The sequence below is a fragment of the Microvirga guangxiensis genome (assembly GCF_900102135.1).
GTDB classification, from domain to species: Bacteria; Pseudomonadota; Alphaproteobacteria; order Rhizobiales; family Beijerinckiaceae; genus Microvirga; species Microvirga guangxiensis.
Genome location: NZ_FMVJ01000004.1, coordinates 242033 through 256955 on the forward strand (window position 1 = coordinate 242033; position 14923 = coordinate 256955).

Below are 14923 nucleotides of genomic sequence, written 5' to 3' on the forward strand. Positions count from 1 at the left end.
ATTCGAGAGGTGCTCGTGATTCGCTTTCTGAAGGCGCTCATTCTTCTGCCGATCGCGATTCTGGTGGTCCTGCTGGCGGTGGCGAACCGCGCTCCGGTGACCCTGTCGCTGGATCCGTTCTCGCAGCAAGCACCTGAATTCGCGGCGCAGATTCCGCTCTTCGCCGTGATTTTCGCCGCCGTTGCGCTGGGCGTGATCATCGGCGGCACGGCAAGCTGGCTCGCTCAGGGCAAGACCCGCAAGGCCCGTCGCCGCTACCGCCGCGAGGCGGACCAGTTGCGTCACGAGACCGAGCGTCTGCGCACCCAGAATACCGCGAACCTGCCGGCCACCCTCCCATCTCCGCAATCGTCGAGCTTCTAGGGCTCGCTGAACTTCATAATATCCATGCGCGTCATTTCCTCCGCCGAGATCGATCGGGCTCTCACCTTTCCTGCTCTGGTCGATGCCCTGGCCGAGGCGTTTCGCAGCGACATGGTCACGCCGGTCCGGCACCACCATGAGATCGAGCGGGCAGGGGAGCATGGCACGCTCCTGCTGATGCCGTCCTGGACCGGGCCCGCAACGGGGAACGGGTTCGTCGGCGTGAAGGTGGTTTCCGTCTTCCCGGAGAACGGAAAGAAAAATCTTCCCAGCGTCATGGGCTCATACCTGCTCATGAACGGCGAAACGGGCCAGCCCATCGCTGTGCTCGACGGGACCCGCCTGACCGTATGGCGGACCGCGGCGGCCTCCGCCCTGGCCGCCCGTCACCTCGCCCGGGCCGATGCCAACCGCATGGTGATGGTGGGATCCGGTGCGCTCGCGCCCTTCCTCATCCGCGCTCACATGAGCCAAAGGCCGATCGGCGAGGTCCGTCTATGGAACCATCGGCCCGACAGGGCTGAGGAAGTGGCGGCTCAGCTTCGCGCCGAGGGCTTGCCCGTCACAGCCGTGACGGATCTCGAGGCGGCGGTCCGCGAGGCGGATCTCGTCTCCTGCGCCACCCTGTCCACCGCGCCCATCGTAAAAGGCGATTGGCTGAAGGAGGGCGCGCATCTCGATCTCGTCGGGGCGTTCAACCTGAAAATGCGGGAGGCCGACGACGAGGCCCTGCGCAGGGCGCAGGTCTTCGTGGATACGGATGCCGCCAAGTTCGAGGGCGGCGACGTAGCCGTCTCCATCCAGGCGGGCGCGATTGCCGAAGCTCATGTGCGCGGCACCCTGTTCGACCTCTGCCGCAATCCGCCGTCGCGGAACGACAAGGCGATTACCGTGTTCAAATCGGTCGGCACGGCGCTGGAGGATCTGGCTGCGGCAATGCTGGTATGGCATTTGCTGGCCAATCCGTCGTAAAATGCAACAATGAACAACCTGATCAAGATCTGCGGGCTCTCAAGCCCCGAAACCCTGGCCGCCGCGTTGGATGCCGGCGCGGACATGGTCGGATTCGTCCGTTATCCGAAAAGCCCTCGCCATGTGACCCTCGATCTCGGCCACCGCCTGTCGCTGCAGGCCAAGGGCCGCGCGAAGCGCGTCGTCCTGCTGGTCGATCCCGGCGACGAGGAGATCGCCCAGGCCGTCGAGGCCATCAACCCTGACCTGATCCAGCTGCATGGGCATGAGAGCCCTGAGCGCGTCGCCGAGATCCGCTCCATGGTCAATCGTCCGGTCATGAAAGCCGTGGGCATTGCCGAAAAGAGCGATCTGGAGGCCGTGGCTCCCTATGCGAAGGGTTCCGAGCACATCCTGCTCGACGCCAAACCCCCCAAGGCGGATGCGTTGCCCGGCGGCAACGGCGTCTCCTTCGACTGGAAGCTTCTCGACGGGCTTGACCCGGCTCTTCCCATCATGTTGTCAGGTGGCCTCAATCCTGACAACGTCGCGGAGGCTATAAGGCTGACCAGGCCGAAAGCCGTCGACGTCTCGTCGGGGGTGGAAAGCGGGCCGGGCCTCAAGGACCCGGCCAGGATCAAAGCCTTCATCCAGGCAGCCCGGACAGCATTCGCTGCCCAGCATTAAAGTAATCAGGACAGGCCGTGTCAGCTCAAGCTCAACCCAATTCCTTCCGCATCGGTCCCGACGAGCGCGGGCATTTCGGTCAGTTCGGCGGCCGCTTCGTCGCCGAGACGCTGATGCCGAACATCCTGGAACTGGAAAAGGCCTACAACGAGGCCAGGAACGATCCGGGCTTCCACGCCGACATGGCGTATTTCTCCACCCATTACATCGGCCGTCCGAGCCCGCTCTATTACGCGGAACGCATGACCGAGCATCTCGGCGGCGCGAAGATCTACTTCAAGCGCGAGGAGCTGAACCACACCGGCGCGCACAAGGTGAACAACGTGCTCGGCCAGATCCTTCTCGCCCGCCGCATGGGCAAGAAGCGCATCATCGCCGAGACGGGTGCCGGCCAGCATGGTGTCGCCACCGCGACGCTCTGCGCGCGCTTCGGTCTCGAATGCATCGTCTACATGGGCGCGGTGGATGTGGAGCGGCAGAAGCCGAACGTGTTCCGCATGAACATGCTGGGCGCCAAGGTCGTGCCCGTGCAGTCCGGCACGAAGACGCTCAAGGACGCCATGAACGAGGCCCTGCGCGACTGGGTCACCAACGTTGCCGACACCTTCTACTGCATCGGCACGGTGGCGGGCCCGCACCCCTATCCCGCCATGGTGCGCGACTTCCAGTGCGTGATCGGCGACGAGACGCGCAAGCAGATGATGGAGGCGGAAGGCCGCCTGCCGGATTCGCTCGTCGCCTGCATCGGCGGCGGCTCCAACGCCATCGGCCTGTTCCACCCGTTCCTCGACGACAAGGATGTGGAGATCTACGGCGTGGAAGCCGCGGGCCACGGCCTCGACAAGCTGCACGCCGCCTCGCTCACGGGCGGACGCCCCGGCGTGCTGCACGGCAACCGCACCTATCTCCTCATGAACGAGGACGGGCAGATCAGCGATGCCCATTCCATCTCCGCCGGTCTCGACTATCCCGGCATCGGTCCCGAGCACGCCTGGCTGCATGAGATGGGCCGCGTGACCTACATCTCCGCCACCGACGACGAGGCGCTGGAAGCCTTCCAGCTCTGCTCGCGCCTCGAGGGCATCCTGCCCGCGCTGGAGCCCAGCCACGCCCTCGCCAAGGTCATCGAACTCGCGCCCAAGAAGCCGAAGGATCACCTGATGGTGGTCAACATCTCAGGCCGCGGCGACAAGGACCTGTTCCAGATCGCGGAGCATCTGGGGAATAAGCTTTGAACCTGACGCCCCGCCACGATGAATTGCTGACCGTCGGGGAGGCATTCCAAGCCTTGCATAAGTTCATCGAGGCTGGTGGATCCGAGGCGGTAAAACATCGGACGACGCGCTTTGGCTCTATGCAGCGACCACGCTCGGGCGCACCTTAGCAGGGGATCCGATCACATCCGACCCTGCGATGTGGCAGGACTTCCTCGATGCCGTGGATCAAGCCAAGCGTGATCCGTTCTGGATCAATAACGAGAGGTGAAGGGCGTAGTTAAGAGTGCTTTGTGCAATCCGAGCGGGATAGCACAACTATAAAGTGCTCAGAATACACAATTTGTCCTTGGCGTACTATCTTCATGATGTAGTGGCCAGGGACCAGTTCGTGAGATTCGTCAAAATGCCAGCCTGTATATAAGGGTTGGTGTGAAAGGTTCATCGACCAGGACTCGACAGTTCGGGTGCGTCCATCAAGGCTGGTGTATGGCGGATGATGTAATTCAACTTCCACTGGAAGGTGCGTCCCGTTCGCTCCTGTGTGTTTAAGCAGGAGGCCCATCCGAGTTCCAAGCTTCGCAGTAATACAGTTGGTCCAGCGCACAAGCTTGTTGGTTTCAACTTTTGAAAAGAGTTCTACGACGTTTTCAGGTGGGGCTTGGCTGTCGCCCGGCGGAGGCCCAAACTCACCAAAGGCAATAATTTGTATGTATGTTGCCTCTGCCTGGACAGCGCTCATCATTGATCCTAATGCGCAGGCAGCGACAGCCGTTCTTAGCGAGAAGAAAGTAAAGGTCTTGGATAATAAGAGCATGGTTAGGCTTCTCCTTAGAGGACTCTAAGTGATACTTTGATGCATTGTGTGGCGATGCGATATCCCTGTCCACATCCCGCAAAACCCGTGCTAAACACCCCGCCCATGACCAAGCGCATCGAAGCCCGTTTTGAACAATGCCGTGCGGAAGGCCGCGCCGCTCTCGTCACGTACATCATGGCGGGCGACCCGGACCCGGAAACCTCGCTCGAAATCCTCAAGAGCCTGCCCAAGGCGGGCGCGGATATCGTGGAATTCGGCCTGCCCTTTACCGATCCCATGGCCGACGGCCCGGCGATCCAGGCCGCTGGCCTGCGCGCCCTGAAAGTGGGGCAGGACACGGTGAAAACCCTCGATCTCATCCGCCGCTTCCGCGCGGAGGATCGGGATACGCCTGTGATCCTCATGGGCTATTTCAACCCGCTCTACGTCTATGGCGTCGACCGCTTCCTCGCTGACGCTAAGGAAGTCGGCGTCGACGGTCTCATCATCGTGGACCTGCCGCCGGAAGAGGACGACGAGTTGTGCCTTCCGGCGTTGAAGGCAGGGTTGGCCTTCATCCGTCTTGCAACTCCGACCACGGACGATGCGCGTCTTCCGGCGGTGCTCGCCAATACGGCAGGGTTCGTTTATTACGTTTCGATCACCGGCATCACCGGCGCGGCGACCCCGGATTTCGGCAAGGTCGCCTCGGCGGTGGAGCGCATCAAGCATCATACGCCCCTGCCCGTCGTGGTGGGCTTCGGCGTGAAGAGCGGCGCGCATGCGGCGGCGGTGGCCAAGGGCGCCGACGGCGTCGTGGTCGGTTCGGCTCTCATCGACGTGCTGAAGGGCACGCTCGATGCGGAAGGCCGCGCCACCTCGCGCTCGGTCGAGGCCGTCACCACATTGGTGAAGGAATTGAGCGAAGGCGTGCGCTCGGTGTCGAAGCGCGCGGCTGCGTAAGAACAATATCAGGACCTCATCCTGAGGAGCCGCTGGAAGCGGCGTCTCGAAGGATGGTCCAGTGGGCGCTGGAGACGCCCTCGTCCTTCGAGACGGTGCTGCGCACCTCCTCACAGGATGAGGGCTCAAGACAGAGCCTCTGAAAAGGAAGCAAGCGATGAACTGGATTTCCGAAGTCGTCCGTCCGAAGATCAAGACGCTCTTCAAGCGCGAGACGCCGGACAATCTCTGGATCAAGTGCCCGGATACGGGACAGGTCGTGTTCCACAAGGACGTGGAAGCGAACCAGTGGGTGATCCCCGGCTCCAACCACCACATGCGCATCTCCGCGACACAGCGCCTGCAGCTCATGTTCGACGGCGGTACATGGCTCGATGTGGCGCTTCCTGAGGTGGCCGTCGATCCGCTGAAGTTCCGCGACGAGAAGAGATATATCGATCGCCTGAAGGATGCCCGCGCCAAGACCGGCCAGCAGGATGCCTTCAAGGTGGGCTTCGGCCGCGTCGAAGATCTGCCGATGACCATTGCCGTGCAGGATTTCGGCTTCATGGGCGGCTCGCTCGGTATGGCGGCTGGTGAGGCTTTCGTGAAGGGGGCCGAGACCGCCCTCGACAAGAAGACTCCTTACGTGCTCTTCGCCGGTTCCGGCGGCGCGCGCATGCAGGAGGGCATTCTCTCCCTCATGCAGATGCCGCGCACCACGGTGGCGATCCGCCGCCTGCGCGATGCGAAGCTGCCCTACATCGTGGTGCTCACGAACCCCACCACCGGCGGCGTCACCGCGTCCTATGCGATGCTGGGCGATGTGCATCTCGCCGAGCCCGGTGCGCTCATCGGCTTTGCCGGCCCGCGCGTGATCGAGCAGACCATTCGCGAGAAGCTGCCCGATGGCTTCCAGCGCTCCGAGTACCTGAAGGAGCACGGGATGGTGGACATGGTCGTCCATCGCCATGATCTGAAGCCGACCATCGCCCGCCTGTCGCGCCTCTTCATGAAGGCTCCTGCGGCTGCTCCGACCGCAAGCACGAGCACGGGCGCCGTAGCGGCTGCCGCCGAGTAATTTTTATTTCGCGTGATCGTGTCGAAAAACCGGGTTCCACTTTTTCGGATCATGCTTGGAGCAGGGCGATGGATTCCTCAGATGCGCTGATTGCGCGCTTTCTCGCCCTGCACCCGAAGACCATCGATCTGTCGCTCGGGCGCATCCAGCGCCTTCTGGGCCAGCTTGGGAATCCCGAGCGGCGTCTGCCGCCCGTGCTCCATGTGGCGGGGACCAACGGCAAGGGCTCCACCATCGCCTTCATGCGGGCGATCCTGGAAAGCGCGGGGCTCGCCGTTCACGTCTATACCTCGCCGCATCTCGTGCGCTTCCATGAGCGCATCCGCCTCGGCCGTTTCGGCGGCGGACGTTATGTGACAGAGGATCGTCTGGTCGAAGCCTTCCGCCGCTGCGAGGCGGTGAACGCGGGCGAGCCGATCACCGTGTTCGAGATCACCACCGCCGCCGCGCTTCTGATCTTCGCGGAAGAACCCGCCGACGTGCTGCTGCTTGAAGTGGGCCTCGGCGGCCGGTTCGATGCCACGAACGTCATCGACAGGCCGGCTGCCTCCGTCGTCACGCCCATCGGTCACGATCACGCGGAATATCTCGGCACGACCCTGCAGGCGATTGCGAAGGAGAAGGCGGGCATCTTCAAGCGTGGATGCCCGGCGATCATCGCGCCGCAGGATTACGCGGAAGCCGATCAGACGCTTTTCAGCGAGGCGGAACGCATCGGCGCATCGCCAATCATTATTGGCCAGCAGGATTTCTCCGTGCATGAGGAGGGCGGACGCCTCGTCTATCAGGACGAGAAGGGCCTGCTCGATCTGCCGCGCCCGAAGCTCATCGGGCGGCATCAATTCACTAATGCGGGCACGGCGATCGCGGCCCTGCGCGCAGCGGGATTCGAGTCGTTCGAGACTGCGGCCTTCGAGGCCGGAGTCAGCCGCGCCGAGTGGCCCGGACGCCTGCAGCGCCTCTCCAAAGGCCGCCTGCCGGAGATCGCGCCTCCCGGATGCGAGCTGTGGGTCGACGGCGGTCACAACCCCGATGGCGCGCGCGTGCTGGCCGCTGCCATGGCCGACCAGAGCGAACGCTCCGACGCGCCGCTCGTGCTGATCGCCGGCATGCTCGGCACCAAGGACAGCCAGGCCTTCTTCAAGAATTTTGCCGGCCTTGCGCGCGAGGTGATCGCGGTGCCGATCTCAGGCCAGATCGCCGCGCGTCCGGCGGAAGAAGTGGCAGCCATCGCAGCGAGCGTGGGACTCACCACTTCCATCGCGCCGAGCGTCGAATCCGCGCTCGCTTCGCTGCATAATTATGTTTGGGACCGTCCGCCCCGTGTCCTGATCTGCGGATCGCTCTATCTGGCAGGTGAGGTGCTGGCAGCCAATGGAACGCTGCCTGAATAAGGATAGCGGCCATGGCCACCAAAATCTTCGTCAACCTGCCGGTGAAGGATCTTCAGCGGTCGGTGCGCTTCTTCAAGGCGATGGGCTTTGGCCTCGATCCCGAGTTCACCGATGAGAGCGCCGCCTGCATGGTGATTTCGGACGACATCTTCGTCATGCTGCTGACGCAGGCGAAGTACCGGGACTCCACCCGCAGGCCCAGCGCGGAAGCTGCTCCGATGTCAGGGCTGACGTCTTTGTCCGTCGAGAGCAGGGCGCGCGTGAACCAGCTGGTCGACAGAGCCGTGGCTCAGGGCGGCCACGAGGTACGGGAGCCGGAAGATCACGGCTTCATGTTCGGACGCAGCTTCAGCGATCTCGACGGGCATATCTGGGAGATCGTCTACATGGATCAGAGCGCGATGGATCGGCGCTGATGAAAAAGGGGCCCGAGGGCCCCTTTCGTGTTCCGGATTTCTGAGCCGATCAGGCGGAAGCCTGGATCCACTTGGTCAGGTCGCCCTTGGGAGCGGCGCCGATCTTCTGAGCCACCACCTGGCCGCCTTTGAACATCATGAGCGCCGGGATCGAGCGGATGCCGAACTGCGAGGCGATCTGCGGATTCTCGTCCACATTGACCTTGGCGATCTTCACCTTGCCGTCCATCTCGTTGGAAATCTCTTCCAGGGCCGGGCCGATCATGCGGCAGGGGCCGCACCATTCCGCCCAGAAATCGACCACGACGGGCTCGGAGGATTGCAGGACGTCCTGCGCGAAGCTTGCGTCGGTCACCTTAACGGTCGCCATCACATCACCTTTGAACTTTTGATACAGCGACTCAAAACGAGCCGCTCGACGATAGGGTCAAGGTAAGAACGGCGAAACCGGGAATCAAGCAAGGGCAAATTTCCCTCACGCCGCTTTGATGAGGGTAAGCGCGGATTCAAGCTCCGGTTCCATCAGTTCGTGGATCACCGGACCCGCCGTCCAGACCAGGAAGGTGCGGATGCGCTTGTCTGGATAGATCTCGGAAAGCAGCATCCGGTAGAGCGCAAGCTGGGCCACGTAGGATTGAGGGGCCGGCTGGCCGGGCCTGGGAGCCCGGGCGGTGGTCTTGAAATCCGCCACCAGAACCTCGTTCTCCAGAACGGTCAGGCGATCGATCTGGCCGGAGACCATAAGTTCGCCTTCGGTCGTCAGAACCTTGCCGGCAATGGGTGCCTCGGCCCTGGAGCCTGGGCCGAACAGGGCTCCCAGGCCCTCGTGCTCCAGAACGTCGATGGCATTGGCGATCACCGACTCGCGAACCTCCGTCGGAAGGCGGGGCGCGCGGGCCCGCACATAGGCCCGCGCCATGGTTTCCCGGTGCTCCGGATCCAACGCAGGCAAACGCTCCAACAGGGCATGGACGAGAGTGCCGCGAAGCCGGGCCTCGGGCGCATAGGGCCCGTCGCCGGGGCGCGTCATGCGCTCGGCGGCGCCCAGGGCGCTCGACGGGCGGATCGGGGGCAGGGGCTCGGGCTCCGACCGGACGGGGAGAGTCAGCCAGTCCGGAACCTCGAAAGGCTCCAGCGGAGCAACATCCGATTCCGCCACAAGCGTGCGCGCCAGCGGCGAGCCCTCGCGCCAGATATCGATGGGGCCGTAGGGCGCCTCGGAGCGCTCCAAGCCGCCCGCCTTCTCGACGAGGCCATGGCGGATCATCTCGCACCAGGCTTCCTGCGGCGATTCCTTGCCGCTCGTCCGATAGGGCGCGATCACGAGCCGGTCCTTGGCGCGGGTCATCGCTACGTAGAGCAGGCGGTTGTGCTCCTCGTGTCCCTTCGCATGCAGAAGATCGCGGGCCTCTTCCATGACGCTGCAATCGGCGCTCTTGCCCGGCGACCAGACGGGGATCTTGTCGCCCGTCTTCGTGGTCAGCTGCAGGAGCGGCGGATCGCGGCCTAGCACCTCGCAGCCGTCGATGAGAATGACGACGGGCGCTTCGAGGCCTTTTGCGCCATGCACCGTCATCACGCGCACTTCGTTGTTCACCGAGTCGAGATCGCGCTTGATCGTGTGCGATGCGGACTCGAAGCGGTTGAGGAACACGGTGAGCGATGGCGTCTCCGTCATCTCCGATTGATGCGCGAAGCACAGGAACGCATCGATGGCATCGCCTGCTTCGCTGCCCAGCCGCGCGACAAGCTTCGAACGACCGCCGCGCGGTCCGAGCAGGGTGGCGAAGAAACCGAAGGGGCCGTTCTGCGCGGCAAGCTCGCGCCAGGCCTGCAACGCTTCGCAGCCGGCTTTCGATTTCGTGCAGCCCAGTTCCGCATGACGTGTGAGCGCCGCGTGCAGCGACTCGTCATCGGCACGATCCGCCGCAATGCGGATGAGATCGTCGTCGTCGAGGCCGACGAGGGGCGACTTCAGAGCGGTGGCGAACGTCAGGTCATCATCCGGCAACAGGGCCGTGCGCCCCGCCGCCACGAGATCGAGCACGGCGATGTGCTCGCCGATATTGAGACGGTCCGCGCCCGCGACAGGCACACCTGCTTCCTTCAATGCGCGGATCACAGCTTCGAAAGCCGCGCCGCGCTTGCGCACGAGCACGAGCACGTCGCCCGCGCTCCATTTGCGCCCATGCTCGTCGCCCTTGGTGGTCCAGCACTTCACCGCCTGCGCGATGCGGCGCGCAACGACGACGGGCGGCGATTGCTGTTCGGGCTCATCGACAGGAAGAACCCAGGCCTCGGGCTCCTCCTCATCGGCGGGCGTTTCGGTGGGCCACAATTCCACGAGGCCCGGCGCATGCGGACGCGCGCTCTCGTGCACGGTGCCGATGGCCTTGTCCTCGAAGGACAGGCCTTTGAAGTTCTTCTCCAGCGCGAAGGTGGCGTCCACCGCCGACAGCACCGCCTTGCCCGAGCGGAACGACATGGTGAGCGACACATCTTCGAAGAGAAGCGCAGCCTCGCGCACCTTCCTCGACCAATCGCGGCGGGTGGATTCGAATTCCTGCGGAGCTGCGCCCTGGAAGCCGTAGATCGACTGCTTGGGATCGCCGACCGCAAAGAGCGTGCGGATGCGTTTGCCGACCGCGCCTTCGCCTGCGGTGAAATCCTCGGTGATCTTGCGCAGGATTTCCCATTGCTGCGGGTTCGTGTCCTGCGCCTCGTCGATCAACACGTGGTCGATTCCGCGGTCGAGCTTGTAGAGCACCCAGGCGGTGTCGCCGCGCGAGAGAAGCGTCAGCGTCTTGTCGATGAGATCTTGGAAGTCGAGCGCGCCCAGGCGCATCTTCTGGTTCTCGACGCGGTCGTGAATTTCCGCGGCGATCAGGAACAAGGCCTGCGTCCGCTCGACCGCCCGCGCGGCCTTCTGCCTGTCGATGAGTGTCCAGATGCGGCTCTGCTCGTCGAGCAGCTTGTCCTTCAAGCCCTCGTCGACATCCTTCGTCAGGAACGCGGATCCCTTACGGGGCGTCCCGGCATCGGTGAGGAACACCGAAAGGTAGTATTCGAGCTTGGCGGAAGGATCGGTGGCTTCCGCCGCCGCGATCAAGGACGCGGCGCGCTTCTGGTCCGTGGCCTTTCCTCTGAGAAGCTCCTGCGCGATGGCTGCCCAGTTCTCCGGCTTCAGGCCGCCTTCCAGCATCGCCTGTTCGATGTTCGCAAGCGTCTCGCCGGGCTTGAGCCCAAGCTCCTGACGCAAGCGCGCGATGCCGGTGGCATCGTGCAGGAAATCCTTGCAGCGAAGGGCGGCGTTGAGCGCCGATGTCAGCGCGTCGCCCACCGCATCGACGCTGATGATGTCGAGCGCGTCCTTCAGGTGCGGGAAGTTGCCGTTGGAAGCGTCGGCCAGTACATTCTTCACGGCCTGGGCCAGCATCTCGTCGGTCTGGCTCTCGTCCAGCACTGCAAAGCGCGCAGGCACATTGGCCTCGAAGGGAACGAGATGGAGCAGGCGTTCGCAGAAGGCGTGGATGGTGTCGATCTTCAAGCCGCCCGGCGTTTCGACGGCGCGCGCGAAAAGCGTGCGGGCGAGCTTCACCTGCTGGCGTGTCGGCTTCCGTCCTTCGAGTTCGGTGAGTTCCGCAACGAGGCTGTCCTCGTCCATCGTCACCCAGCGGCCCAGACGCTCGAACACACGGATCGCCATGTTCGCGGCGGCGGCCTTGGTGAAGGTGAGGCAGAGAATGCGACCCGGCAGCGAGCCCGCCAGAAGCAGACGCACCACGCGGTCGGTGAGCACCTTCGTCTTGCCTGCGCCCGCATTGGCCGACACCCAGGCGGAGGCGCTCGGGTTCGCGGCGCGGCGCTGCGCTTCCTTGGTGTAATCGGGGATGACGAGATCGTTGCTCATTCGCCGCCCTCACCGCCGCCGGCGCTCGCCAGCGACCATTCCTTCACCCGCGCCAAGTGGTCGTATTCCGAGAAGCGCCGCGCATATTTCGGGAAGGGACGCGACACGTAAGCCGCTTCGCCCTTCACGAAGCGGGCTATCATGCCCTCGAAGCGGCGGCGATGCTCTTCCACGATCTCCGGCACGGATCGTTCTTCGCTGCGTCCCGGCTCGATCAGGCGGGGCTTGATCGGCTCGCGTCCGCCGGTGGTGTGAACATAGACGAGATCCGGCGTCTCCTTCGCCATCGCTAAGCCCTTGAACGCGCCCTTCATCAGCATCATGGCTTCGAGCGTCAGCTGCGGCGAGAAGCCCGCATAGACCTCGCGCACGCCGGGAGGCTGGCCGGTCTTGAAGTCGATGATGGTGAAGCCGCCGTCGCGGCGCTGCTCGATGCGGTCCGCGCGTGCCCGCAGCAGGAAGACGGAGCCGTCGGGGAGCGGAATCGAGAGGCGGCCGGAGCGCTCCGCATAAACCTCCGTCAGGCTCGGACGGCGCTGCTGCTCCCAATCGAGGAAGGCAATGGCGAGCCGCTCGAACCGGGGCCACCATTCCGCATAGAGCTCGGGATAGGCGTCGCGAATGTCCGCGAAGGCTTCTTCGCCCAGGCCCAGCAGAATTTCGGGAGCGTGCGCGGGAAGCTCCTTGGGAAAGCGCTCGGCGAACTGGCCGACCACATCGTGAATGATCGTGCCGCGCTCGGCGGCGCTCGGCGCAACTGCAATCGCCTCCAGCGCATCGAGCTTCAAAACATGGCGCGCGAAAATGGAATACGGATCGCGCACCAGCGTCTCGACTTCCGTGACGCTGAGCGAGCGCGGGAAAAGCGCGGGATCGGGTTTCGGGCGCGGACGCGGCAAGGCCGGTGCTGGCTCCGGCGTGTCGAGGGTGCGCGCGAGGCGGCGGTAATACTCGCCGGCCTTCACCATGCGCTCCCACGCCTCCTTGCCGGTAAAGGCTTTGAGGCGTTGCAGGAAGCGCGAAGGCACCATGGGCGAGCCGTCGCGCTTGTGCGCGCGGGTGATCACCACATCATGCGTGCCAAGAGCCTGCACGAAATCGTGCGCCGTCTGTCCGATGCGCCGCTCAGGCGGCATCAGGCCGACACGCGCGCGCATAGGCCGGTTGAGAAATGCGTCCGTCACCGTACGCGGGGGCCAGGTGCCTTCATCCAATCCGCCGAGCACGACGCGATCCACGGAGAGGAGACGCGCTTCGAGAAGGCCGAGAATCTTCAGGCGGCGATGGGTGGAGCGCGGCGAGGGGCTCAATGAGCGCTGCTTGGCAAGCGCGGTGAAGAAGGCAGGGTAGTCGACGAAGCGCCCGAGAAGCGGATGGCCTTCCTCTTCACGGATATCGGAATTCTCAAGATCGTCGAACAGAGCGGCGAGCGGCTCCAGAGATGGTTCGCTGTCACCAACCTCTTCCTCCGAAACAGCACAGAGCAGATCGAAGGCGCGTCGGTGATGTTCCACCAGCGCCATCAGATCGATGCGTTCCTCGCCATGCACAGCAGGCGTGAAAGACTGGAAAGCGAGAGCGAGGCGTTGCAGCAGCGTGTCGGCGAGATCCCAATCCGCCTCGGTGAGGCGGGCGCGGGGACGCGGGGTGCGGTGATCCTTTTCCGTGCGGCGGGTGGCGAGAGCCGTGCGCATGCCCTCGATTCCCGGAGCAGGCGCGGGGCCGCGCAGGACGCCGATTTCGAGCACGCCCGCCGCATGGTCGATCGTGGCGCGGGGAAAGCCCAGCCGCACGAGGGGATGCGCGAGCAGTGAGAGCAGCCGTACAGGGCTCAGATCGTCGGCAGCCGCTTCCGCGGTGAGCCTTGCAAGACGTCCGGCGGGCGTGTCCGCGAGCGGAATGCCAGCCGAATCCTCCACGCTCAATCCCCATCGGGCGAGTTCGGCGGTGACACGCGCAGCCAGCGCACGATCCGGGGTCACGAGGGCCGCGGTCTTGTCGGGATGAACAAGCGTTTCGCGCAGGGCGATGGCGATGGAGAATGCCTCTTCGCGCTCGTCCATGGCCTCGATGATGGTGAGGCCGTCGCAGCCGCTGCGGCTCATGGACAAGCGCTCTTCTGTCGAGATCGTGGCCCAGCGATCAGTCGTGTCCGCAGGGCGCAGTGCTTCCGAGAGAAGATGATTACGGGCGCGGGCCTTTGCCGGAGGCTCTCCAAGAACGGTGACCTCGGAGCGCGTGATGCGCAGGTGCCTGTCGATGAGACGGCGGAGCGACGCCTGCGGGTGGCTGTGCACCGGATCGGTCTCGTCATCGCCTGCGCCGCCGATGGTGGACCAGCTTTCCTCGTCCAGATCCGTGTCGAGGCCCGGCAGCACGATGGCGCCGTGCGGCAGGCGCGCGATGGTCGCCATGAGATGGGCGGTGGCAGGCACGGAGCCGGTGGAGCCGGCGACGATGATGGGATTGTCCGGGCGCTCGCGGGTCAGGCGTCGCGCTTCCGCTTCGATCAATGCCGTGCGGCGCTGCGCAGGATCGCTTGCCTGACGATCGGCCAGAATCTTCGGCCAGTTCTCGCTCGCGATCTGCACGAAGTGACGGGTGATCTCGAAATATTTCGAGTAATCGGCATCCACCGCGAGTTCGAGCGCGTGCCAATCGATGCCTTCGGTCGTGAAGGCATCCATCAGGGTTTCGAGATCGCCCGCAAGGTTCACCGCATCGGCGGGTGATGCAGGCACCATGAAGGGCACGCCGGGTCCGAGCTGCAGCAGCGCGCGGTCCACCTCCGCCGACCAGCGCTGCACGAGGCGCGTGAGGATGAGGCGGCGCTCCAGCGGCGGAATAGGCGGCTTGAGGCTTGCAGCTTCCGCGAAGGGCGTACCCTCGAGACCGGTCAGCTCGAATTCGGCCTCATCCGTCTCGCCGAGCGGCACGATGCGCGGGAGGAGCTGCGCGCGACCAGCTCCGCGTTCTGCGAGCAGCGCGATCAGCGCACGGGTGGCGCGGCGGGTCGGGACATAGATGGTGACGTCGGCCAGCGCCGCCGGATCGTCGGGGAGCGGGCCGACAAGGCGTCCGTCAAGCAGCGCGTCCACCAGGGTCGGCAGGAAGGCGCAACCCGGAGGAATCGAAAAAACGCGCGGCTGGCTCGACAACACAAAAC

Annotated in this window: 12 protein-coding genes; 8 read left to right on the plus strand and 4 right to left on the minus strand. The window is 64.4% G+C overall.

Annotated features, from left to right (window positions below):
• Positions 1-15: 15 nt before the first annotated feature.
• The 4 genes from BLP10_RS07640 to trpB are packed head-to-tail and all read left to right on the plus strand — an operon-like array spanning position 16 to position 3236.
• Positions 16-363, plus strand: coding sequence for a lipopolysaccharide assembly protein LapA domain-containing protein (locus BLP10_RS07640; protein ID WP_091133510.1), 348 nt, complete (start codon positions 16-18; stop codon positions 361-363).
• A gap of 24 nt (positions 364-387) precedes the next feature.
• Positions 388-1335 carry a bifunctional Delta(1)-pyrroline-2-carboxylate/Delta(1)-piperideine-2-carboxylate reductase gene (gene lhpI, locus BLP10_RS07645; protein ID WP_091132935.1) on the plus strand — a complete coding sequence of 316 codons (948 nt, stop codon included), beginning with the start codon at positions 388-390 and terminating at the stop codon, positions 1333-1335.
• Positions 1336-1344: 9 nt separating this feature from the next.
• Positions 1345-2001, plus strand: coding sequence for a phosphoribosylanthranilate isomerase (locus BLP10_RS07650; RefSeq protein ID WP_091132938.1), 657 nt, complete (start codon positions 1345-1347; stop codon positions 1999-2001).
• A gap of 17 nt (positions 2002-2018) precedes the next feature.
• Entirely contained in the window at positions 2019-3236 is a 1218-nt protein-coding gene (gene trpB / locus BLP10_RS07655; protein ID WP_091132941.1) for a tryptophan synthase subunit beta, read from the plus strand.
• Between the two features lie 259 nt (positions 3237-3495).
• Here trpB and BLP10_RS07660 read toward each other — a convergent pair whose 3' ends face one another.
• The gene (locus tag BLP10_RS07660; protein WP_091132943.1) at positions 3496-4032 is read right to left on the minus strand and encodes a DUF3859 domain-containing protein; all 537 of its coding nucleotides are present in this window, start codon (positions 4030-4032) and stop codon (positions 3496-3498) included.
• Between the two features lie 105 nt (positions 4033-4137).
• Here BLP10_RS07660 and trpA point away from each other — a divergent pair, with 105 nt between their 5' ends.
• The 4 genes from trpA to BLP10_RS07680 all read left to right on the plus strand — a co-directional run bounded on the left by trpA (position 4138) and on the right by BLP10_RS07680 (position 7847).
• Positions 4138-4977 carry a tryptophan synthase subunit alpha gene (gene trpA / locus BLP10_RS07665; RefSeq protein ID WP_091132946.1) on the plus strand — a complete coding sequence of 280 codons (840 nt, stop codon included), beginning with the start codon at positions 4138-4140 and terminating at the stop codon, positions 4975-4977.
• Positions 4978-5134: 157 nt separating this feature from the next.
• Positions 5135-6037 carry an acetyl-CoA carboxylase, carboxyltransferase subunit beta gene (gene accD, locus BLP10_RS07670; RefSeq protein WP_091132950.1) on the plus strand — a complete coding sequence of 301 codons (903 nt, stop codon included), beginning with the start codon at positions 5135-5137 and terminating at the stop codon, positions 6035-6037.
• A 68-nt stretch (positions 6038-6105) separates the two neighbouring features.
• On the plus strand, positions 6106-7431 hold the full coding sequence (locus BLP10_RS07675) for a bifunctional folylpolyglutamate synthase/dihydrofolate synthase (RefSeq protein WP_091132954.1): 1326 nt from the start codon (positions 6106-6108) through the stop codon (positions 7429-7431).
• Between the two features lie 11 nt (positions 7432-7442).
• Positions 7443-7847: a VOC family protein gene (locus BLP10_RS07680; protein WP_091132959.1), complete on the plus strand. Its 405-nt coding sequence runs from the start codon at positions 7443-7445 to the stop codon at positions 7845-7847.
• A 49-nt stretch (positions 7848-7896) separates the two neighbouring features.
• Here BLP10_RS07680 and trxA read toward each other — a convergent pair whose 3' ends face one another.
• From trxA to addB, 3 genes are all read right to left on the minus strand, one after another.
• Positions 7897-8217, minus strand: a complete 321-nt coding sequence (gene trxA / locus BLP10_RS07685; RefSeq protein ID WP_091132963.1) for a thioredoxin — start codon at positions 8215-8217, stop codon at positions 7897-7899.
• Between the two features lie 105 nt (positions 8218-8322).
• Positions 8323-11757: a double-strand break repair helicase AddA gene (addA, locus tag BLP10_RS07690; RefSeq protein WP_091132966.1), complete on the minus strand. Its 3435-nt coding sequence runs from the start codon at positions 11755-11757 to the stop codon at positions 8323-8325.
• Positions 11754-14915, minus strand: a complete 3162-nt coding sequence (gene addB / locus BLP10_RS07695; RefSeq protein ID WP_091132970.1) for a double-strand break repair protein AddB — start codon at positions 14913-14915, stop codon at positions 11754-11756. The genes addA and addB overlap by 4 nt, the downstream gene beginning before the upstream one ends.
• Between the last annotated feature and the right edge of the window lie 8 nt (positions 14916-14923).